Genomic DNA, 20,110 nt, shown 5'->3' with positions numbered 1-20,110 from the left:
GGTCGACTCGATCATGGAGCCCGGACCGAATCGGGCAGGTCATCCGGATTGCCCGGTAATGCGTCGACCATCCCGATCAGGCGGCGGTGAGCCGGACGACGAACCGGCAGCCCCCGGCGGTGTTCTGTACGTCGACGTGCCCACCGTGCGCCTCGACCAGTCCGTGCACGATGGCGAGGCCGAGTCCACCGGAGGCGCTGCCGCCGACCCCGACGCCCTGTCCGGGGGTACGCGCCGGTTCGCCCCGAAACGCGACGTCGAAGAGTCTGGGTAGGTCGGACGGTGGAATTCCGCCGCAGCTGTCCGTCACCGCCAGCCAGGCGGCGTCCCGTTCCCGACCGGCCTCGACGCGTACCGTGCCGTCCTCCGGGGTGTAGCGGACCGCGTTGAGGAGCAGGTTGCCGACCACCCGGGCGAGTTCCGGTTCACTGGCGACGACGGTGGGCCAGCCGGACTCGGCGGCGACGAGTCGGATCCGTCGGGCCGCCGCGAGCGGGGCGGTCGTGGCGAGCGCGTCCGAGACCACCTCACCGAGCGGTACGGCGGTCAGGGACAGCCGCAGCGCCCCGGCGTTGATCCGGGACAGCTCGAACAGGTCGTCCACGAGTCGGGTCATCCGGTCCGTCTCGGTCCGGATCCGCCGGTGGTACTCGCCGACGGTCTCCGGATCGTGCACCACCCCGTCCTCGAGCGCCTCGGCCATCGCCCGCAGCCCGGCCAGCGGGGTACGCAGGTCGTGGGAGACCCAGGCGACGAGATCGCGACGCCCCTTCTCAAGCTGCCGTTCCCGGTCACGGGCCTGGGCGGTCCAGACCGCCGCGGCCGCCAGCCGCCGGCCGAAGTGCCCACCAACGGCGAGGCTGACCACCGCCGCCGCCGCGACCGTGATCAGGACGACCTCCAGGTCGTGCGGGGACAGGAACATCGCCTCGGCGACCACGGCCACGCCGCCGACGACCGCCAGCACGGTGACGGTGAGCAGCACGTAGAGGTGCACGGTGATCGAGGTGTGCCGCAGTCGCCGCAGCAGCAGTGCCCCGGCGGCGCCGATGGCCAGAGCCGCGGCGAGCGCGATCGTGAAGATGAGTACGAGGTCACGCATCGGCTGGCTCGTACCGGTAGCCGACACCCCAGACCGTCACGATCCGGCGCGGCTCGGCCGGATCGGTCTCGATCTTCTCCCGCAGCCGCCGTACGTGCACGGTCACGGTCGAGTGGTCGCCGAAGTTCCAGCCCCAGACCTGTTCCAGCAGTTCCGCGCGGGTGAACGCCCGGGACGGATGCCGCATCAGGTGTACCAGCAGGTCGAACTCCCGCAGGGTCAGCGCGAGTTCGGCGCCGCGCAGCACCGCCACCCGAGGACCGGTACGCACCTCGAGGTCGCCGTCGGCGAGCCGCTCCGGCCGGTCCGGTGCCGGCTCGCCGCCGGTGCGGCGGAGCACGGACCGCACCCGCAACACCAGCTCGCGTGGAGAGAAGGGCTTGCTCAGGTAGTCGTCGGCGCCCAACTCCAGGCCGAGCACCCGGTCGGCCTCCTCGCCGAGCGCGGTCAGCATCACGATCGGGATGCCGTCCGGCCGGCTGCGCAGCTCACGGCAGACCTGTAGGCCGCTCACCGTCGGCAGCATCAGATCGAGTACGACCAGATGGGGCGCCTGGCGGGCGACGGCGGCCAGCGCCGCGGCCCCGTCGCCGACGTGACTGACCTGGTAGCCGGCGTGCCGCAGATAGCGGCAGACCACGTCGCTGATGGTCCGGTCGTCGTCCACCACCAGCACGCGTTGCGTCACCACCGACCTCCCGCCGATCCCACCCGGCCAGCGTAGCCAGGCCCCGGGAGGAGCCGGGCTTCCGAGATCTTGCGGGAGTCTTACGGCTGCGCCGGGACCTCCGGTGCGGCCGTCGGCGGCGCATACCGTGACCGGAATGCGGATACTCGTCACCGGAGCCGCCGGTTTCATCGGATCGCACGTCGCCGACCTGCTCGTCACGCACGGCCACGAGGTCGTGGCCGTGGACGCGTTGCTTCCGGAGGCGCACGGCCCGACGGCGCCGGACTGGGCGCACCGGCACCGGCCGGTCGTCGGTGACGTCCGCGACCTCGACCTGCTGGCCGGGCTGCTGCGCGGCGTGGATGCCGTCTGCCACCAGGCGGCCATGGTCGGACACGGTCTCGACCCCGCCGACGCCCCCCGGTACGCCGGCCACAACGACCTCGGCACCGCGACCCTGCTGGCGGCGATGCACGGCGCGGGCGTACGCCGGCTGGTGCTGGCCAGTTCGATGGTGGTCTACGGCGAGGGCCGCTACCACTGCCCGGAGCACGGGGTGGTGCGGCCGGCCGAGCGACGGGCTGCCGACCTCTCCGCCGGCCGCTACGAACCGGTCTGTCCCCGGTGCGCGGTTCCGCTGATTCCGGGTCTGGTGCCCGAGGACGCCCCGCTGGAACCGCGTAGCACGTACGCGGCGACAAAGCTGGCCCAGGAACACCTGGCCGGGGCGTGGGCCCGGCAGACCGACGGGCAGGTCTGGGCGCTGCGCTACCACAATGTCTACGGACCCCGGATGCCCCGGGACACCCCGTACGCCGGGGTGGCGTCGATCTTCCGGTCGGCGCTCGCGTCCGGCCGGCCGCCGCAGGTGCTGGAGGACGGACGGCAGCGGCGTGACTTCGTCTCCGTCAGCGACGTCGCCCGGGCCAACCTGCTCGCGTTGACCACTCCCCCACCGGATCCGGTGGTGGCGGTGAACGTCTGCTCCGGCGAGCCGCACACCGTCGGGGACCTGGCCCGCGAACTGGCCACCGTGACGGGCGGTCCCGAGCCGGTCGTGGTCGGCGGCGGTCGGGCGGCCGACGTCCGGCACGTGGTCGCCGATCCCGCCCGGGCGGCCCGGCTGCTCGGCTTCACCGCCCGGATACCGTTCGCCGACGGTGTCGCCGAATTCGCCGCCGCCCCGCTGCGGGCACCGGCGACGGTCAGGACACCGTCCACAGTAGGTGGTTGACCGCCAGCGCGGTGACCGCCTGGACCACGAGCCACCAGCGCCGCTGCCGGGCGGGCAGGTGCGCGGTGGCGACCAGCAGCCAGACCCCGAACGGTAGCCAGATCCGCTCGACCTCGGCCTTGCTCAATCCGGACAGGTCCGCGACCAGCACCGCCACGGCCGCCGCGATCGGCAGCCACACCGTCGCGCCTCCGGATCCGCCCCGGCGGCGGCGCGGCCGCGCCCGGACCTCGCACCCGGCCCTACCTGCCCGATCCTCGCACCCGACCTCACCGGCCCGGTCGGCGCGCCCGGCGTCGCTCGCCCGGTCGTCGCGCCCGGCGTCGTCCGCCCGATCCTCACCCGCCCGGCCGTCGCGCCCGGCGTCGTCCGCCCGGCCCGCCGGGCGTGGCCGCCCGGGCCACCCGGCCAGCACCGCGCGGCGGAGTGCCGGCCCGACCACCGGGCCGGCGGAGAGCAGCAGGGCGGCCAGGTTCGCCCAGATCCAGTACCCGTACGGGCGGGCCGCCGCCCAACCCTGGTAGTACCGCTGCACCACCAGGTGGTAGCCGTCCCACCAGCGGAAGCCCGCGGCGGTGAACCCCGCGACCACGGCGGCGACCGCGAGCGCGGCCAGCATGCCGGCACCGGCCCGGTCCCGGGTACGCAGCGCCAGCACGGCCAGCGCGAGCAGCCCGACGAGCACGAACCCGTACGACAGGTAGAGCGCGAAGCCGAGCAGCAGCCCGCCGAGCGCCGCCGTACCCCGGCCACGCACCGCCAGCAGTGCCAGCCCGGCGGCGACCACTCCGGCGAAGATCCCGTCCGCCGAGGCGCCGACCCAGACCGCACCGGGGAACAGCAGCAGGAACGGCCACACCGCCCGGGCCGCGTCCTCGGCGCCCAGCGCCCGCAGCGTCACCGGGACCGAGACGGCCACCGTCGCCCCGAGCAGCACACAGGCCAGCCCGGCGGCGGCGCCTCCGCCGAGACCGATCCGGTCCAGCCAGACGAAGATCAGCAACGCCCCCGGCGGGTGCCCGGCGGTGTGCGTGGACCACGAGTCGGGCTGGAAGTCGAGGATCCGGCCGGTGAACCCGGCCAGCATCGCGCCGACATCGGCCACCCGGGGAACCTCGTGCAGGTACTCGGCCTGCGCGGTCAGCCGTCGGGCCAGGCCGGCGGACCAGCCGTCGACCAGAGCCAGCGACAGTGTCCAGGCCAGCGCGCCGAGATAGCCGACGGCGAGCAGCCGGGGCCACGACGCGCTCCGGGCCCAGCCCGGGCCCCGTCCGATCACCAGCGCGGCGACCAGCAGCGCGGCCGGGGTGCCGGGGCCGAGGTGCGGTCGCCAGGTCGCGTAGAGCGGGGCCGCGTCAGCGTACAGGTGGACGCCCCGGGCGTTGAGCAGTGCGCCGACCCCGATCGCGGCGGCGAGCAGCGCCGCCTCCACCGTGACGACGACCGCGTCGGCGTGCCGGCGTCGTACCGGCCGGTTCAGCATGGTCATGGCGACGGCCGACGATACGAGTTTGGCAGCCGGGGCGGAAGGTGATCCGGCCGGACGTCAGGAAGTCGTAAGACCCGTTGCGGCGTAAGGGATCCGTAAGCCCGCCAGGCATCCCCGGTGGGCGGTGCGGCGCCTAGCGTCGCCGGACATGAGCACAACGATCGACGTGGTGCTGCCGTGTCTCGACGAAGCGGCTGCCCTGCCCGCCGTACTCGCCGCGCTCCCGCCCGGTTACCAGGCCGTGGTGGTGGACAACGGCTCCACCGACGGGTCGCCGGAGGTCGCCGCCGCGCACGGGGCACGGGTCGTCTCCGAGTCTCGGCGCGGCTACGGCGCGGCGGTGCACGCCGGACTGCTGGCGGCCGAGGCGGAACTGGTCTGCGTCCTCGACGCGGACGGGTCGTTCGATCCGGGCGAGCTGCCCCGGCTGGTCGCGCCCGTGCTCGCCGACCGGGCCGACCTCGCCGTGGGCCGCCGTCGACCGGTATCGGCGGCGGCCTGGCCGTGGCACGCCCGGGCCGGCAACGCGCTGGTCGCCGCGCTGCTGCGCCGCCGGGGCGTACCGGTGCGCGACATCAGCCCGATCCGGGTAGGCCGCCGTACGGCGCTGCTGCGGCTCGGCGTCGCGGACCGGGCCTTCGGTTATCCGCTGGAGCTGCTGTTGCGTGCGGCGGCGGCCGGGTGGCGGATCATCGAGCTGGACACGGCGTACGCGCCCCGGGCCGCCGGCACCACCTCGAAGGTCTCCGGCTCGGTACGCGGCACCCTCCGCGCCACCCGGGACTTCGCCGGAGTGCTGCGCTCCACTGCCGGCGCCGGCCGATGAACGTGCTGCTCGTGGTCGCCAAGGCACCGGTGGCCGGGCTGGCGAAGACCCGGCTCTGCCCGCCGGCCACCCCCCGACAGGCGGCCCGGATCGCGGCGGCCGCCCTGCTGGACACCCTCGCGGCGGTACGGACCACCGCCGCGACCGTCCCGGTGCTCGCACACACCGGCCGGTTCTCCGACGCGGAGTGCGCGGCCGAGCTGACGGCCGCACTCGCCGGCTGGCATCTGCTGCGCCAGCACGGCGACACCTTCGCCGACCGGCTCGCCCACGCCCACGCCGAGGTCGGCGCGGCCTTCCCGGGGATGCCGGTGTTGCAGATCGGCATGGACACCCCGCAGGTGTGCCCCGGCACGCTCACCGACGCGCTGCACCGGCTCGCCGGCGCCGACGCGGTGCTCGGGCCGGCCGCCGATGGTGGCTGGTGGGCCCTCGGCCTGCACGACCCGGCGCAGGCGGCCGTGCTCCGGCCGGTGCCGATGTCCACCGCCGACACCGGGCGGCTGACCCTGGCCGCGCTGCGGGACCGGGGCGTGCGGGTCGCCGCCCTGCCGGTGCTGCGCGACGTGGACGACTGGCCCGCCGCCCAGGCGGTCGCGGCCGGGCTGCCCGGCAGCCGTTTCACCCGAGCCGTACGCGCGGTTGACGTCGCGGCGGCCGGCCACCGGGCGCGCCGATGAACCGGAGCGACTCCTCGGGTGGCTTCGACGGCCCGCTCGCACCACCGGCCGGGCGTGGACGGCCGCCGGCCGGACCCCGTCGACCCGGCGGATGCGGCGTCCCGGCCGACACCCACCGCGCCGAGCACTGGTTGGTGCACACCGACGCGGCGGCGTACCCGTTGCCGGTCCGCCGCTGGCACGGCCCGCCGGAACCGGCCGTCGCACCGATCGTGGCGCGCTGCCTCGGCCCCACCATCGACCTCGGCTGCGGGCCGGGCCGGCTGGCCGCCGTACTGGCCCGACGCGGCGTGGTGACGCTCGGGGTGGACAGCTCGGCCCACGCGGTACGGCTGACCCGAGCCCGTGGCGCGGCGGCGTTACGCCGCGACATCTTCGCTCCGCTGCCGGGTGAGGGACGCTGGGCACACGCCCTGCTGATCGACGGGAACATCGGCATCGGCGGTGACCCGGTGGCGCTGCTGCGCCGCTGCGCCACGCTGCTCGCCCCGGGCGGCACCGTGTTCGCCGAGGTGGAGCCGCCCGGCACCGGGCTGTGGCAGGGCCTCGCGCACGTCGCCTCGACCGGACCGGACCGCAGCCTGCGGCGCGGGCCCGCGTTCCGCTGGGCCCGGGTCGGGGCGGAGTCGGTGCAGGGCGTCGCCGCCGGCACCGGACTGCGGGTGACGGAGCTGCTGCGCTGCCGCGACCGCTGGTTCGCCGAGCTGGTACGCCGATGATCCGCCGACGATCCGGAGGACCGGTTCGGCGCCCGGCCGGGCCAACCGGTCCGATCCGCCGGCTGGCCCGGTCGGTGCCGCGCCCCGAGGACTTCACCGGGCCGTCGCACTCGCCGCTGGTGGCGGCCCGGCTCGGCCGCTGGCTCGGCGTCGCGTTCGGGCTCTGCTTCGTCACCGGGCTGCTCAGCCACGCCGTCGCGCACCCGCCGGACTGGTTCGGCTGGCCGACTCGCCCGGCGAGCCTCTACCGGGTGACCCAGGGCGTGCACGTGCTGTCCGGGATCGCGGCGATTCCGCTGCTGCTGGCGAAGCTGTGGAGCGTCTATCCCCGGCTGTTCGCCCGTCCGCCGCTGCGCCGGCCCGCCCGCCTGGTCGGGCACGGACTCGAACGCCTCGCCATCCTGGTGCTGGTCTGCGCCGCGTTCTTCGAACTGGCCACCGGGCTGTTCAACGTCGCTCAGTCCTACCCGTGGCGGTTCTTCTTCCCCGCCGCGCACTACGCGGTGGCCTGGCTGGCCATCGGGGCGCTGCTGGTGCATGTCGGGGTCAAGCTGCCGGTGATCCGGGCGGCGCTAGCCAGCCGGCTCGACCGGGAGCCGATACCTGGCCGCCGGGCCTTCCTGCGCACCGCCGCCGGCGCGAGCGGCGTGGCGGTACTGGCCACCGCCGGGGTGACGGTGCCGTGGCTCCGGCACGTCTCCGCGCTGGCCTGGCGTTCGGCCGGCGGCCCGCAGGGCGTACCGGTGAACCGCACCGCGGCCGCCGCCGGAATCGTCGTACCGGCCGACTGGCGCCTGGAGATCGTCTGGGCCGGCGGCCGGCACGGTCTCGGCCTCGCCGACCTCGCGTCCCTGCCACAGCGGACCGGACGGCTACCGATCGCCTGCGTGGAGGGCTGGAGCGCCGTGGCGGACTGGACCGGCGTGCCGGTGGTCGACCTGCTCGCCGCCGTCGGCGCGCCCGCCGACCGCCCGGTACGGGTCGCCTCGCTGGAGACCGCCGGGCTGTACGCGACCAGCACTCTGCCGGCGGTGCACGTCGCCGATCCGCTCACCCTGCTCGCCCTGCGGATCAACGGGGAGGTGCTACAGCCCGACCACGGGTACCCGTGCCGGATCATCGCGCCGAACCGCCCCGGGGTGCTGCAGACCAAGTGGGTGACCCGGCTGGAGGTGCTCGGATGAGCCGCGCCGGCAGGAGCGCGGGGAATCGGCCGGCGCCGGACGGCGGTGCCGACGGCCGGACGGGCGGTACCGGAGTGGTCCGGATCGCCCTGGTCGGGCTCGGCACGGCAGTGGCGGCGTACGGCGGATCGCTGATGCCCCGGCCCGGGCCGGTCCTCCCCTGGCTGGTCGCCGGTCCGCTGCTGCACGACGTGCTGGTCGCCCCGCTGATCGGACTCGTCGGACTCGTCCTCGGCCGCCTGGTGACCGACCGGACGGCCCGTACCTGGATCGGTGCCGGCCTGACCGTCACGGCGACGCTGCTGCTGATCGCGGTGCCGCTGCTGTGGCGGCCGGCACCGGCACCGCCCAATCCGGGACTCCAGGACCGGAACTACCTGGTCCAGCTCACGGTCTGGCTGGCCGTCCTCTGGGCTGGGCTCGCGATCGGCTACCGGATCCGCCGCCGCGCTACCCGGGGCGGAGTGGCCGGGGAACCGACCGACCCAACGCGGTAGCCAGGGAACCGGACCGGACCGGCGGGGGCGGAGCGGTCCGGGTTCCGGGGCGCGGCGTCGCCGGCGCGTTCCGCGGGTGGGAACCGTGCGTGATCAAGATTCGGTCCAGGCACGGTCGAGGAGAGATCGATACTTTCTGTCCTTACCGCTGCCCGGATCCCGGCCGCGGGCGACCAGCTCCGCGGATTCGGAGGAAGCGCCGTGACCAGTACCTATCTGGGCGCCAACCCCGACGAGGCCGGCCATCCACCGCCGCGCCGCCAGCCGGACCCGCGCACACCGGCCCCGTCGGCACCGGCCGGGCCGCGCCGCCGCCCGCGCCGGCAGGCGTACCCGAGAGCCGGTCTGGTGCTGCTTCCGCTGCTGGTCGCCGCCGCTGCGGTGGCGGTGCAGCACCGCACCGGAAGCTTCTGGGGCGACCTCGCGACGTACCAGGCGGGAGCCTCGGCCGCCGCGTCCGGGGACGGCGGTCTCTACCAGGCCAGCCACCGGGGCACGGACGGCATCGCGCTGGGCTTCACCTACCCGCCGTTCGCGGCCCTGCTGTTCCAGCCGCTCGTGCCGCTCGGCGTGCCGGTCGCGGTCGGGCTGTGGACCTTCGCCTCGGTCCTCGCGCTGCTGGCGGCCGTCCGGCTCACGCTCCGCGCCACCGGCGTGCCGGCGGAGCGCCGCGCGCTGCCGACGCTGGTCGGCGGTGCCGCCGCGCTGCCGATGTTCGCGGTCTCCGGGCACCTCCAGGCCGGCCAGGTCGGGCTCTTCCTGATGCTGCTCGTGCTGCGCGACCTGACCGGCGACCCCCGGCGCCGGTGGTCCGGCCTCGGCGTGGGGATCGCCGCCGGGATCAAGCTCACCCCGCTGGTATTCGTGGTCTACCTGCTCGCCACCGGCCGGTTCCGGGCGGCGGGCACCGCGGTCGGCGGGTTCGCCGCCACGGTCGCGCTCGGGTTCGCCTGGCGGCCGGACGACTCGGTACGGTTCTGGACGGGCGCGCTCTTCGACACCTCGCGGGTCACCGCCGATCCCCGGACGATCCTGAACCAGTCGCTGGCCGGCGCGCTGGCCCGGTTGACCGACTCCGCCGATCCGGGTACCGGTTGGCTACCGGTGGCCCTCCTGGTCGCGGCGCTCGGGATGGCGGTCGCGGCGTACTGCGCCCGGGCCGGGGAGCAACTGCTCGGCGTTCTCGCCTGCGCGACGACCGGCGTCCTGGTCTCGCCCGTCTCGTGGCACCACCACTGGGTCTGGTGCGTACCCGCGCTGGTGCTGCTGGCCGTCCGGGCCTGGTGGTGCCGCAGCCGGCTCGGGCTCGCGGCCGCCGGCCTGAGCTGGCTCGTCTTCGTCGCCGGCACGAGCTGGGTGCTCGCCGGCCTGCACGGCTGGGACCTGCACTTCCGGGGTTGGGGCCTGCTCTACAGCAACCTCTACGTACTGGTCGGCCTCGCCGGGCTCGGCTACCTCCCGGTCCACCTGCGCCGGGCCGGGCGGCGCGGTCCGGTACGCCCCGTCTCCGATCCACCGGGCGGTCTCCGGCAGCGCGGCGCGCCGCTCCCGCCCGGTGCCGCGCCGCTCGTCCCGAAGCCGGAGTCCGGAACGAAGCCGTAGCAGTACCGAGATCGTCGACCGGTGTGGTCACGCCGTGTCGACGGTGGCGTGGACCTTCCCCTCGCCCGCGCCGCCGACGCCCTGCGCCTCGCCGAATCCGGAACCGTCACCGGCAAAGTCATCCTCACCCCCTGACCGCGCCTGCGGCCCGGTTCGGGGCCCCCGGTCCCTCGCCTGCGTGCCGGATCATAGGAGTCCTTGCCCTGCGAGGAGGTGCCCCATGAAAGAGTTGCACGACCGACTGGCAGAGACGCTCCGGGAAGGTCGGATCGACGGGCTGCACGCCGCCGTGGCGGTCCGTGGCGGCGAGACCCTGCTGGAGTACTACGGCGTGGGCGAGGACTTCGTCTGGAACACCTCGCTGGGCGTCGTCGAGTTCGGGCCGAGGACGCTGCACGATGTCCGGTCGGTCACCAAGAGCGTGACCGCGCTGCTGTACGGCATCGCGCTCGGCGACGGCCTGGTCCCCGACACCGGGGCGCCGCTGCTGCGACAGTTCCCCGAGTACCCTGACCTGGCGGCCGATTCCGCACGGGCCGGGCTCACCGTCGAGCACGCGTTGACGATGTCCCTCGGCCTGGAATGGCGCGAAGAGCTTCCGTACGACAACCCGACCAACGCCGAGATCGCGATGGAACTGGCGCCGGACCGGTACCGCTACGTGTTGTCCCGGCCGGTCGTCGAGCCACCTGGTACCCGGTGGACCTACTGCGGAGGCGCGACGGCGCTGCTCGGCCGGCTCATCGCCGACGGCACCGGGCAGCCGCTGGCGGAGTACGGCCGGACGGCCCTGTTCGCACCGCTGGGCATCCACGACCTCGAGTGGACGACCGGCGCGGACGGGGTGGCCTCGGCCGCGTCCGGTCTCCGGCTCACCCCGCGTGACCTGGCCAGGATCGGCGAGGTGGTGCTCGCCGGAGGAGCGTGGGACGGCCGCCGGATCGTACCCGCCGGCTGGCTCGACACGATGTTCCGGCCCCGCCTGCCGACCGGCTGGGGCGGCGAGTACGGATACCACTGGTACCTGGAAACCATCGCCGGCCATCGAGTCGTCTCCGGCATCGGCAACGGTGGTCAACGCCTGATCGTCCTACCGGACCTGGATCTCGCCGTGGCCATCACCGCCGGCAACTACGACGACCCCGACCAGTGGCGGACTCCGGTGACGCTGCTGGAGCGGGTCGTCCTGCCCGCGCTGGGGTGACGCGCCACACGCTCCGACGACGGGCGCGGTATGGTCTGCTGGGCCCACCACCGTCGCTCAACCTGACGCCACAGGGGCTCGTGGCGCGACATCGACGCCCGCACCGGAGGATTACCCGACACCCGCGCGGTACCGTCGCTTCGTGGACCAGGCCGAGGAGGGCGCCCGGATCGGCGCCGCGTTGACTGGTTGGCTGGGCCGGCTGACCTTCACCGACCAGACGAGTGACGAGGTCACAGTGCTGCTGATCGACTCGGTGGCGGCCTGGGCCATGGCACAGGGCTGGCGGGTGTACCGGCGGGCCGCCAGCGTGATGCCGCTGCCACCGCCGTACGAGCACCGGCACTCCATAGTGGATGTGGGCTGTGCACGGCCGGACGGCGCGCCGGTGGTGGTCGAGGTCGACCACTCCGACCGGCAGCGTTCGGTCGACAAGCTCAGGCTGGAGGCGGCGGCCGGCCGGATCGCCATCTGGCTGCGCTGGGGCGACCGCAGATTCGAGCCGCCGCCGGCACCGATCGCGATGGTGCCGTTCCGGGTCACCTCCCGGCCGGACCGGGAGGGATCCGGGCGGCGGTATTCAAGGCTGCCGGCGACCGAACGGCCGGCGCCGGCCCACCTGGCCGGGGACGTGGAACTCGGCGAGCAGGTCGACCTGTTCCCGACGCCCGGTCCGGAGGGCCGGGCCGACCCGGCTCGACGTTGACCGGTCAGCCGCGCTTCATCAGGCGCCCGACGGCTGCCATCATCTCGGTGGCCATCTCGTCGGCCCGGCCCTCGGCGGCGCCCTCGTGCATGCAGTGCCGGGCGTGCCCGTCGAGCAGCCCGAGCGCGACCTTGTCCAGCGCCGCCTGGATGGCGGAGATCTGGGTCAGCACGTCGATGCAGTAGCGGTCGTCCTCGACCATCCGCTCGATCCCGCGGACCTGCCCCTCGACCCGGCGCAGCCGCGCGAGCAACTGGTCCTTGCTGGCGGTGTAGCCGCGAGTCGGGGTTTCCGCAGGTGTCGTCATGCGCCAAGCATAGCTAACCCCCCAGGGGTATGCTACGGTCCTGGTGTACGGATACCCCCGAGGGGTAAATTCGCCCGGCAGATACCCCCCTCGGGTATAGGCTGGGTCCGGGAAGGGAGAACTGCAATGATCACCCAGAGCTACCAGGTCAAGGGGATGACCTGCGGCCACTGCGTCAGCGCCGTCAGCACCGAGGTCGGGGCGATCCCCGGCGTGACCGAGGTCAGCGTCGACCTGGCCTCCGGCGCGGTCACCGTCACCAGCAACGACCCGGTGGACCCGGAGCAGCTCCGCGCCGCCGTCGACGAGGCCGGCTACGAACTCGTCACCTCATGACCGTGCTCGATCCAGCAGAAATCAGGTAGCACGATGAACACCGCGACGAAGTTGGGCGCCTTCGCGCTCGGGCTCGCGACAGTGTTCGGCGCGGCGTACGGGGCCGGCCAGCTCGCCGGCCCCGTACGCACCGCCGACTCCAGCAGTTCGACCGACTCCGCCCACTCCACCGGACACGGCACCGGCACCGGGGCGAGCACCGCACCGCGGCTACCGGGCGGGCTGCTCGTCTCCGACCGGGGCTACACGTTGACCGGCGTACCGGCCCCGGCCGGCGAGTTCGCGTTCCGGATCATCGGGCCGGACGGGCAGCCGGTGACCGGCTACGACGTGGAACACGACAAGCGCATGCACCTGATCGTCGCCCGCCGGGACCTGTCCGGCTTCCGGCACGTGCACCCGGAGATGACCGCCGACGGCACCTGGCGGGTCGCCTCGCCGTTGAGCGGTCCCGGGAGCTGGCGGGCGTTCGCCGACTTCACGCCCAGCGGCGCGGAGGCACTGACCCTCGGGCTCGACGTCGCGGTGGGCGGCGACTTCCAACCCCGGCCGCTGCCGGCACCCGCCCCGACCGCCGTGGTGGACGGATACCAGGTACGCCTGGACGGTGCCCTGACGCCGGGACAGACCAGCGAACTGACCCTGACCGTCAGCCGCGACGGGCGACCGGTCACCGACCTGCAGCCCTACCTCGGCGCGTACGGCCACCTGGTCGCGCTCCGCGAGGGTGACCTGGCGTACCTGCACGTACACCCGGACGGCGAGCCCGGTGACGGGCGGACGCCCGCCGGTCCCGAGATCACCTTCTTCGCCGACGTCCCCTCGGCCGGCAGCTACCGGCTGTATCTCGACTTCCAGCACGGCGGCACCGTCCGGACCGCCGAGTTCACCCTGACCGCCGGCACGCCGGCCCAGCCAGCACCCACCGGCACCCCGGGCGGCGGAGCGACACCCGACCCGCCCGCGCCGACGGCCACCACCGGAGCGGACGAGCCAGGGCACGGCGAGCCCGGCCACGGACACAACTAGCCCAGGAGGCAGGAATGGCACCGGTCGCCGGACGACCACCCATGGCGCCCAACCGGATCGAACTGAAGATCGGCGGGATGACCTGCGCCTCCTGCGCCAGCCGGATCGAGAAGAAACTCAACCGGCTGGACGGAGTGACCGCCACGGTCAACTACGCCACCGAGAAGGCGACGGTCACCTTCGACGACACCCGTACCCCGGACGAGCTCATCGCCACGGTGGAGAAGACCGGCTACACCGCCGCACTGCCACCGCCGCCCCGACCGGCCGACGATCCCGGGTCGGAGTCGGCGGCACCCGTCGACGAGCTGCGGACGCTGCGGACCCGGCTGCTGGTGTCGCTGGTGCTGACCGTACCGGTGATCGCCCTGGCGATGGTGCCGGCCTGGCAGTTCGACTACTGGCAGTGGCTCTCGCTCACCCTCGCCGCGCCGGTCGTGGCGTACGGCGGGCTGCCGTTCCACCGGGCGGCCTGGATCAACCTGCGGCACGGCGCCGCCACCATGGACACCCTGATCTCGCTCGGTACGCTCGCCGCGTTCGGCTGGTCGGTGTGGGCGCTCTTCCTCGGCACCGCCGGTACGCCCGGCATGACGCATCCGTTCAGCCTCGACATCGGTCCGAGCGACGGCGCCGGCAACATCTACCTGGAGACGGCGGCCGGGGTCACGCTCTTCATCCTCGCCGGCCGCTACTTCGAGGTCCGGTCCAAGCGCCGGGCCGGTGCCGCCCTGCGGGCCCTGCTCGAACTCGGCGCCAAGGAGGTGACGGTGCTCCGCGACGGCGTCGAGAGCCGGATCGCGGTCGGCCAGCTCGCCGTCGGCGACCGCTTCGTGGTCCGCCCCGGCGAGAAGATCGCCACCGACGGTGTGGTCGAGGACGGGTCGTCCGCCGTCGACATCAGCATGCTCACCGGGGAGTCGGTGCCGGTGGAGGTCGGCCCCGGCGACCAGGTGGTCGGGGCGACGGTCAACGCCGGAGGTCGGCTCGTCGTCCGGGCCACCCGGGTCGGTGCGGAGACCCAGCTCGCCCAGATGGCGACCCTGGTCGAACAGGCCCAGACCGGCAAGGCCCAGGTGCAGCGCCTGGCGGACCGGATCTCCGGGGTGTTCGTACCGATCGTGATCGCCCTCGCCGTCGCCACCCTCGGCTTCTGGTTCGGCTCCGGGGACGGCGTCACCGCGGCGTTCACCGCCGCCGTCGCGGTGCTGATCATCGCCTGCCCGTGCGCCCTCGGGCTCGCCACCCCCACCGCGCTGCTGGTCGGCACCGGCCGGGGTGCCCAGCTCGGCATCCTGATCAAGGGTCCGGAGGTGCTGGAGTCGACCCGGCGGGTGGAGACCGTGGTGCTGGACAAGACCGGCACCGTCACCACCGGGCGGATGACGCTGACCGAGATCCTCCCGGCCGACGGTCAGGACCCGGACGAGCTGCTGCGGCTGGCCGGCGCCCTGGAGAACGCCTCCGAGCACCCGATCGCCCGCGCGGTCGCCAGCGCCGCCGCCGAGCGGACCGGGGCGCATCCCGAGGTCGACGGGTTCGCCAACGTCGAGGGGCTCGGCGTGACCGGTACCGTCGACGGCCGCGCCGTCACGGTGGGCCGGGCCCGCCTGCTGGCCGACCGCGACCTGGAGCTGCCCGCCCCGCTCGGCGCGGCGGTCGCGGACGCCGAGGCCGCCGGCCGGACCGTGGTGCTGGCCGGCTGGGACGGCCGGGTCCGGGGGGCGCTGGTGGTGGCCGACGCGATCAAGCCGACCAGCCGCGAGGCGGTCGCCGGGCTGCGCCGGCTCGGCCTCACCCCGGTGCTGCTCACCGGCGACAACGACGCGGTCGCCCGATCGGTCGCCGCCGAGGTCGGCATCGACGAGGTGATCGCCGAGGTGCTGCCGGCCGACAAGCTCGACGTGGTCAAACGGCTCCAGGCCGAGGGCCGGGTGGTGGCGATGGTCGGGGACGGCGTCAACGACGCCGCCGCGCTCGCCCAGGCGGATCTCGGGCTGGCCATGGGCACGGGTACGGACGTCGCGATCGAGGCCGCCGACCTGACCCTGGTACGCGGTGACCTGACCGCCGCCGTCGACGCGATCCGGCTGTCCCGGGCGACGCTACGGGTGATCCGGGGCAACCTGTTCTGGGCGTTCGCCTACAACGTCGCCGCGCTGCCGCTGGCCGCGATCGGGATGCTCAACCCGATGATCGCGGGTGCGGCGATGGCCTTCTCCTCGGTCTTCGTCGTCGGCAACTCGCTACGGCTGCGCCGCTTCCGGCCGTACCAGGACGACCGGGCGGTCGCCGCCGGCAGATAGCCGCAGGTGGGCGCCGCCGGGGCGGGTCAGTCAGCCGAGCAGAGCCAGCGCGGCGCGTACCCGGCGGCGTTCCAGGGTGCGGTCGAAGCTGGTCTCGCCCCGGCAGAAGGCGGTGAACATCCGCCAGCCGGGCGGGGTGGCCAGGGCGGTGTGGAAGACCTGCGGATGCCGGGAGAAGGCGGCGAGAATCCGGTGCCCGGCCCGCATCGGCGGGACGAGCTGGTCGTGCACCGCCCGGACGTACCCGTCGAGGTCACCGCCGGCCGCGGCCGCGCCGGCCAGCGCACCGGAACGCAGCGCGAAGCTGATCCCCTCCCGGGTCCACGGCTCCAGCAGGCCGGCCGCGTCCCCGGCGACCAGCACCCGGCCGTGCCGCAGCGGGGAGTCGTCGGCCCGGCACCGGGTCAGGTGCCCGGAGTCGTGCGCCGGCTCCAGGCCGGACAGGCCCAGCCGCTCGACGAACCGCCGCAGGTAGCGCCGGGTCCGCTCTCCCTCGCCCCGCGCGGCGATCACGCCGACGGTGAGCCGGTCGCCCTTGGGGAAGACCCAGGCGTACGACCCGGGCAGCGGGCCCCAGTCCAGCAGCAACCGGCCGCGCCAGCGCTGCTGGAGCGGGGCGGGGATCGGGATCTCCAGTTCCAGCCCCAGGTCGACCTGCGCGTACTCCACCCCCACCTGGCGGGCCGTCACCCCGGCCGAGCCGTCGGCGCCGACCGCCACCCGGGCACGCAGTTCGGTGCCGTCGGCGAGCCGGACCCGTACCCCGTCGGGGTCCTGCTCAATCCCACGCACCGCGATCCGCTGCCGGAGTACGGCGCCCGCGCCGACGGCGGCGCCCCGCAGCCGGTCGTCGAACTCCTCCCGCCGCACCATCGTGAGGAGTTGCCCCGGCCGGTGCCGCCGGGTGAACTCCCGCCGGCCGTCGGCGGTGAACGTCACCCGGTCCACCCGGTCGTCGGCGGGTACCTCGATCCGCGCGGCGGCGGCCGCCAGCGAGGTGCCGATCAGACCACCGCCGCAGGTCTTGTAGCGCGGGTGCTCGGACTTCTCCAGCACCACCGTCCGCGCTCCGGCCTGGGCGGCGGCGAACGCGGCGGAGAGCCCGGCCGGTCCAGCCCCGATCACGGCCACGTCCCAGATCACGGGTAGCAGCCTAGGCGACCGCCCGGTCGGCTCCGGGAACGGGACGCCGGCCGACGATCGTGGCGGATCTGTTACCCGAGTGCATCAACGCCGTCTCGGTGGGTAATCGCGGCCTCGCGAACTGCCCGTGCGCGGTGTGCGGGCGAGGAGGTCACCATGCAACAGCTACATCTCACCGACATCGAACAGCGGGTGTACCAGGCGGTCACCACCCTGGAGGCCCGGGGACAGGTGCCGTTCCCGGAGGCCATCGCGGAGGAGGTTGGCCTGCCACCGGACCAGTTGACGACGCCGCTGCACGTGCTCGGCGAGAAGAACCTGCTGCACCGCGAGGACTCCCCGATGGAGGGTCTGGACTTCGGTCCGCGCTGGTGCTCGCAGCAGCTCACCTGAGCTGCCCGGCCGATCGGGCCGGGCGGCGGGACGACGAACCACCGGGCAGGTCAGCGACCGTGCATTGGGGCGGTTTGCGCTAGTCTGTCCCCGGTGGTCACCGTTCGCGGCCCACGACTCGGACGCGGCACCAGTCAGCGAGGCCCGATTGAGCGCGGCACAAGGCAATCCACCGGATCGTGCCGGCCGGCCCGGACCGGGCGACCGGGCCGGACCGGCAAGACTGGAACCGGATCCACTGGCCGGGCTGGACGAGCGGACAGCCGTCCGGCGGCGCCGGCAGATCCTGACCATCGGACTGGTCGCCGCGTTCATGACGCTGCTGGACGTGAGCATCGTGAACGTCGCGATCCCCTCGATCGACCGGGCCATCCACGCCGACCCGAGCGATCTCCAGTGGATCCTCTCCGGCTACGCGCTGACCTTCGGCCTGATGCTGGTCCCCGCCGGCCGGTTCGGTGACGCCCGGGGCCGGCGCAACGTCTTCATGCTCGGTCTCGCGCTGTTCACCCTGACCAGCGCGGCGGCCGGACTGGCCGAGTCGCCGGCCTGGCTGATCGGCGCCAGACTGCTGCAGGGCGCGGCGGCCGGACTGGTGAACCCCCAGGTGATCGGGTTGATCCAGCAGCTATACCGGGGCGCGGCCCGGGGCCGTCCGTTCGGGCTGCTCGGCGCCACCATCGGCATCTCCACCGGCGTCGGTCCACTGCTCGGCGGCGCCCTGATCGAACTCGGCGGCCAACATCTCGGCTGGCGGTTGGTCTTCTTCGTCAACGTCCCGGTCGGCATCGCCACGATCGCCTTTGCCTGGCGGCTGCTGCCGGCCGGTCCCGGGCGGCGGGCCGGACGGAAGGATCTCGACCCGTTCGGCGTACTGCTGCTGGGACTCGGTGTCGTCCTGCTGCTGCTGCCGCTGGTGCAACAACGGCAGTGGCACGGGCCGCTCAAGTGGCTGCTGATCCCGGGTGGGCTGCTGGTGCTGCTCGGCTTCGTCGGCTGGGAACTGCGGTACCGGCGCCGCCGGGAGCCGCTGTTCGACCTGGCCCTGTTCCGGCTCCGGTCGTACTCGCTCGGCACCCTGATCGGGCTGCTCTACTTCGGCGGCTTCGTCGCGGTCTTCTTCCTCTTCACCCTCTATCTGCAGGCCGGGCTGCACTACACCGCCCTGGAGGCCGGCCTGGCGATCACGCCGTTCGCGCTCGGCTCGGCGGTCACCGCGGCACTCGGCGGCCGGATCGTCAACCGGTTCGGCCGGCCGCTGGTCGCGATCGGCCTGGCCACCGTGGCGCTCGGACTCGGCGCCGTGATCCTGGCCCTGCACTTCGTGCCCGGGCGCGGCGCGCCGCTGGCGACCGCCCTGCCACTGCTGGTCGCCGGGCTCGGCAGCGGGCTGGTGATCACGCCCAACCAGAACCTCACCCTCTCCGAGGTGCCGGTCGGCCAGGCCGGCAGCGCGGCCGGAATGTTGCAGACCGGCCAGCGCATCGGCGCCGCCGCCGGCATCGCCGGAGTCGGCGCGATCTTCTTCAGCACCCTGGCCGCCACCCACGACGGCTGGTCGCGGGCGTTCCGGGACGCCCTGCTGGCCACCATCGGCTTCGTCGTGGTCGCGCTGGTCGCGGCGATCGTGGACAGCTGGACCGAGCGGCCCGGCACCCCGGCCGGACCCGGCCGCACCAGGTGACCAGCACGCGGACCGGTCCGCCTGCCGGGCGTACCGCCCTGCCGGCGGTGGTGCGTCAGGCCGTCTCGCCCGGGGTGAGCCAGCGGTAGCAGCCGCCAGTTTCCTCGGCGAGCCACCCGTGCACGCTCCGCAACCCCCGGTCGTTGACCTGCGCGTCGTGGATGCCGTACGCCCGTTCGGGTGCGACGGCCCGGACGAAGTCGATCGCCTCGGCGGTCTTCAGCCAGGACCCCTGCACCGGTACGAGCAGCGTCTGCACCGGCACGTCCGGCTGGTGCACCGAGTCGCCGGGATGATAGACCTGCCCCTCGACGAGGTATCCGAGGTTGGGACAGTCCGGCTGGCCGCCGTAGATGGTGGCGTGCCGACCGCCGAAGGCGCGTACCCGCAGGCCGGCGGCGGTGAACTCCTCCCCCGGTGCGACGGGGTGCAGGTCGAGGTCGCGGATGTCCGCCCCGGCCGGGGCGTAGACCGGGACGCCGAGGCCGGCCAGCCGCAGCACGTCGACGTGGTCGGTGTGCTCGTGCGTGACGAGGACCGCGTCGGCACCGCGCAGCGCCGCCGGCTCGCTCCAGACGCCGGGATCGATGACCAGGACCCCGCCGGAGTGTTCGAGCCGTACGCAGGCGTGGGTGTACTTGGTGAGCCGCACCCGGTCACGCTACCCGCCACCCCGGACGCTCATGATCACCGCAGGCGGAGTGACGCAGATCACATATGTCGTCGGTTCGGCGGGGTTCGAGTTCTCCCCCAGCGTGTAAGCACTGCCGACCTGCCGCACCCAGCCGGGGAGGAACGCATGTCACGCCAACAGTTCGGTTTCGTCGTCGGTTTCCTCGTCGCGGCGGTATGGGCCGTCGCCGGCTTCGGAGCGGCGGCGGGTGCCGTGCTCGCCGGCCTGGTCGGGTGGCTCGCCGTACGGGTGATCGACGGTGATCTCAGCGTTGCCGGCCTGGCCGACCGGGCGACCGCGTCCCGACGGCGCTGAGCGGTGCAGGC

At 74.1% G+C, this 20,110-nt stretch carries 21 protein-coding genes; 15 read left to right on the top strand and 6 right to left on the bottom strand.

What is annotated here, in order from left to right:
* Positions 1-76: 76 nt before the first annotated feature.
* Entirely contained in the window at positions 77-1,102 is a 1,026-nt protein-coding gene (locus tag AAH979_RS39110) for an ATP-binding protein (protein ID WP_346263157.1), read from the bottom strand.
* Positions 1,095-1,790, bottom strand: a complete 696-nt coding sequence (locus AAH979_RS39105; RefSeq protein WP_346263156.1) for a response regulator transcription factor — start codon at positions 1,788-1,790, stop codon at positions 1,095-1,097. Before AAH979_RS39105 ends, AAH979_RS39110 begins: the two co-directional genes overlap by 8 nt.
* 136 nt (positions 1,791-1,926) lie before the next feature.
* Here AAH979_RS39105 and AAH979_RS39100 point away from each other — a divergent pair, with 136 nt between their 5' ends.
* A complete protein-coding gene (locus AAH979_RS39100; protein WP_346263155.1) occupies positions 1,927-3,006 on the top strand; it encodes an NAD-dependent epimerase/dehydratase family protein in 1,080 nt (359 codons plus the stop codon).
* Here AAH979_RS39100 and AAH979_RS39095 read toward each other — a convergent pair.
* Positions 2,978-4,495 carry a hypothetical protein gene (locus tag AAH979_RS39095; RefSeq protein WP_346263154.1) on the bottom strand — a complete coding sequence of 506 codons (1,518 nt, stop codon included), beginning with the start codon at positions 4,493-4,495 and terminating at the stop codon, positions 2,978-2,980. The two genes, AAH979_RS39100 and AAH979_RS39095, sit on opposite strands and share 29 nt — an antisense overlap.
* 148 nt (positions 4,496-4,643) lie before the next feature.
* Between AAH979_RS39095 and AAH979_RS39090 the strand changes: the two genes are divergently transcribed.
* From AAH979_RS39090 to AAH979_RS39055, 8 genes are all read left to right on the top strand, one after another.
* Entirely contained in the window at positions 4,644-5,321 is a 678-nt protein-coding gene (locus tag AAH979_RS39090; protein WP_346263153.1) for a glycosyltransferase family 2 protein, read from the top strand.
* On the top strand, positions 5,318-6,001 hold the full coding sequence (locus AAH979_RS39085) for a DUF2064 domain-containing protein (RefSeq protein WP_346263152.1): 684 nt from the start codon (positions 5,318-5,320) through the stop codon (positions 5,999-6,001). Before AAH979_RS39090 ends, AAH979_RS39085 begins: the two co-directional genes overlap by 4 nt.
* Complete coding sequence (locus AAH979_RS39080; RefSeq protein WP_346263151.1) at positions 5,998-6,720, top strand: methyltransferase domain-containing protein; 723 nt, start codon at positions 5,998-6,000, stop codon at positions 6,718-6,720. The genes AAH979_RS39085 and AAH979_RS39080 overlap by 4 nt, the downstream gene beginning before the upstream one ends.
* 74 nt (positions 6,721-6,794) lie before the next feature.
* Positions 6,795-7,904 (top strand): molybdopterin-dependent oxidoreductase, encoded by a 1,110-nt coding sequence (locus tag AAH979_RS39075; RefSeq protein WP_346263150.1) that lies wholly within the window; start codon positions 6,795-6,797, stop codon positions 7,902-7,904.
* Complete coding sequence (locus AAH979_RS39070; RefSeq protein WP_346263149.1) at positions 7,901-8,401, top strand: hypothetical protein; 501 nt, start codon at positions 7,901-7,903, stop codon at positions 8,399-8,401. The genes AAH979_RS39075 and AAH979_RS39070 overlap by 4 nt, the downstream gene beginning before the upstream one ends.
* A gap of 201 nt (positions 8,402-8,602) precedes the next feature.
* The gene (locus AAH979_RS39065) at positions 8,603-10,003 is read left to right on the top strand and encodes a glycosyltransferase 87 family protein (protein WP_346263148.1); all 1,401 of its coding nucleotides are present in this window, start codon (positions 8,603-8,605) and stop codon (positions 10,001-10,003) included.
* A 220-nt stretch (positions 10,004-10,223) separates the two neighbouring features.
* The gene (locus AAH979_RS39060; protein ID WP_346263147.1) at positions 10,224-11,207 is read left to right on the top strand and encodes a serine hydrolase; all 984 of its coding nucleotides are present in this window, start codon (positions 10,224-10,226) and stop codon (positions 11,205-11,207) included.
* Positions 11,208-11,349: 142 nt separating this feature from the next.
* Positions 11,350-11,913, top strand: a complete 564-nt coding sequence (locus tag AAH979_RS39055) for a hypothetical protein (RefSeq protein ID WP_346263146.1) — start codon at positions 11,350-11,352, stop codon at positions 11,911-11,913.
* A gap of 4 nt (positions 11,914-11,917) precedes the next feature.
* Here the strand turns inward: AAH979_RS39055 and AAH979_RS39050 are convergent, their stop codons facing one another.
* Positions 11,918-12,220: a metal-sensitive transcriptional regulator gene (locus AAH979_RS39050; protein ID WP_101365859.1), complete on the bottom strand. Its 303-nt coding sequence runs from the start codon at positions 12,218-12,220 to the stop codon at positions 11,918-11,920.
* A gap of 126 nt (positions 12,221-12,346) precedes the next feature.
* On the opposite strand from AAH979_RS39050, the gene AAH979_RS39045 reads away from it, so the two are divergent.
* Genes AAH979_RS39045 through AAH979_RS39035 form a run of 3 tightly spaced genes read left to right on the top strand, consistent with a single transcriptional unit; the run spans position 12,347 to position 15,891 of the window.
* A complete protein-coding gene (locus AAH979_RS39045; protein WP_346263145.1) occupies positions 12,347-12,556 on the top strand; it encodes a copper ion binding protein in 210 nt (69 codons plus the stop codon).
* Positions 12,557-12,589: 33 nt separating this feature from the next.
* Positions 12,590-13,585, top strand: a complete 996-nt coding sequence (locus AAH979_RS39040; RefSeq protein ID WP_346263144.1) for a hypothetical protein — start codon at positions 12,590-12,592, stop codon at positions 13,583-13,585.
* Between the two features lie 14 nt (positions 13,586-13,599).
* Entirely contained in the window at positions 13,600-15,891 is a 2,292-nt protein-coding gene (locus AAH979_RS39035; RefSeq protein WP_346263143.1) for a heavy metal translocating P-type ATPase, read from the top strand.
* Between the two features lie 30 nt (positions 15,892-15,921).
* Here the strand turns inward: AAH979_RS39035 and AAH979_RS39030 are convergent, their stop codons facing one another.
* Positions 15,922-17,034 (bottom strand): geranylgeranyl reductase family protein, encoded by a 1,113-nt coding sequence (locus tag AAH979_RS39030; protein ID WP_346263142.1) that lies wholly within the window; start codon positions 17,032-17,034, stop codon positions 15,922-15,924.
* Between the two features lie 156 nt (positions 17,035-17,190).
* Between AAH979_RS39030 and AAH979_RS39025 the strand changes: the two genes are divergently transcribed.
* A complete protein-coding gene (locus AAH979_RS39025; RefSeq protein WP_346263141.1) occupies positions 17,191-17,427 on the top strand; it encodes a hypothetical protein in 237 nt (78 codons plus the stop codon).
* Between the two features lie 238 nt (positions 17,428-17,665).
* Positions 17,666-19,111: an MFS transporter gene (locus tag AAH979_RS39020; protein WP_346263159.1), complete on the top strand. Its 1,446-nt coding sequence runs from the start codon at positions 17,666-17,668 to the stop codon at positions 19,109-19,111.
* Between the two features lie 55 nt (positions 19,112-19,166).
* On the opposite strand, the gene AAH979_RS39015 is transcribed toward AAH979_RS39020, so the two are convergent.
* The gene (locus AAH979_RS39015) at positions 19,167-19,763 is read right to left on the bottom strand and encodes an MBL fold metallo-hydrolase (protein ID WP_346263140.1); all 597 of its coding nucleotides are present in this window, start codon (positions 19,761-19,763) and stop codon (positions 19,167-19,169) included.
* Between the two features lie 147 nt (positions 19,764-19,910).
* Between AAH979_RS39015 and AAH979_RS39010 the strand changes: the two genes are divergently transcribed.
* Entirely contained in the window at positions 19,911-20,099 is a 189-nt protein-coding gene (locus tag AAH979_RS39010; RefSeq protein ID WP_346263139.1) for a hypothetical protein, read from the top strand.
* Positions 20,100-20,110 lie beyond the last annotated feature (11 nt).

The sequence above is a fragment of the Plantactinospora sp. ZYX-F-223 genome, from assembly GCF_039649625.1.
Lineage (GTDB): Bacteria > Actinomycetota > Actinomycetes > Mycobacteriales > Micromonosporaceae > Plantactinospora.
The sequence above is the reverse complement of the archived record's forward strand: the minus strand, read 5'-3'. Positions and strand labels throughout refer to the sequence as shown.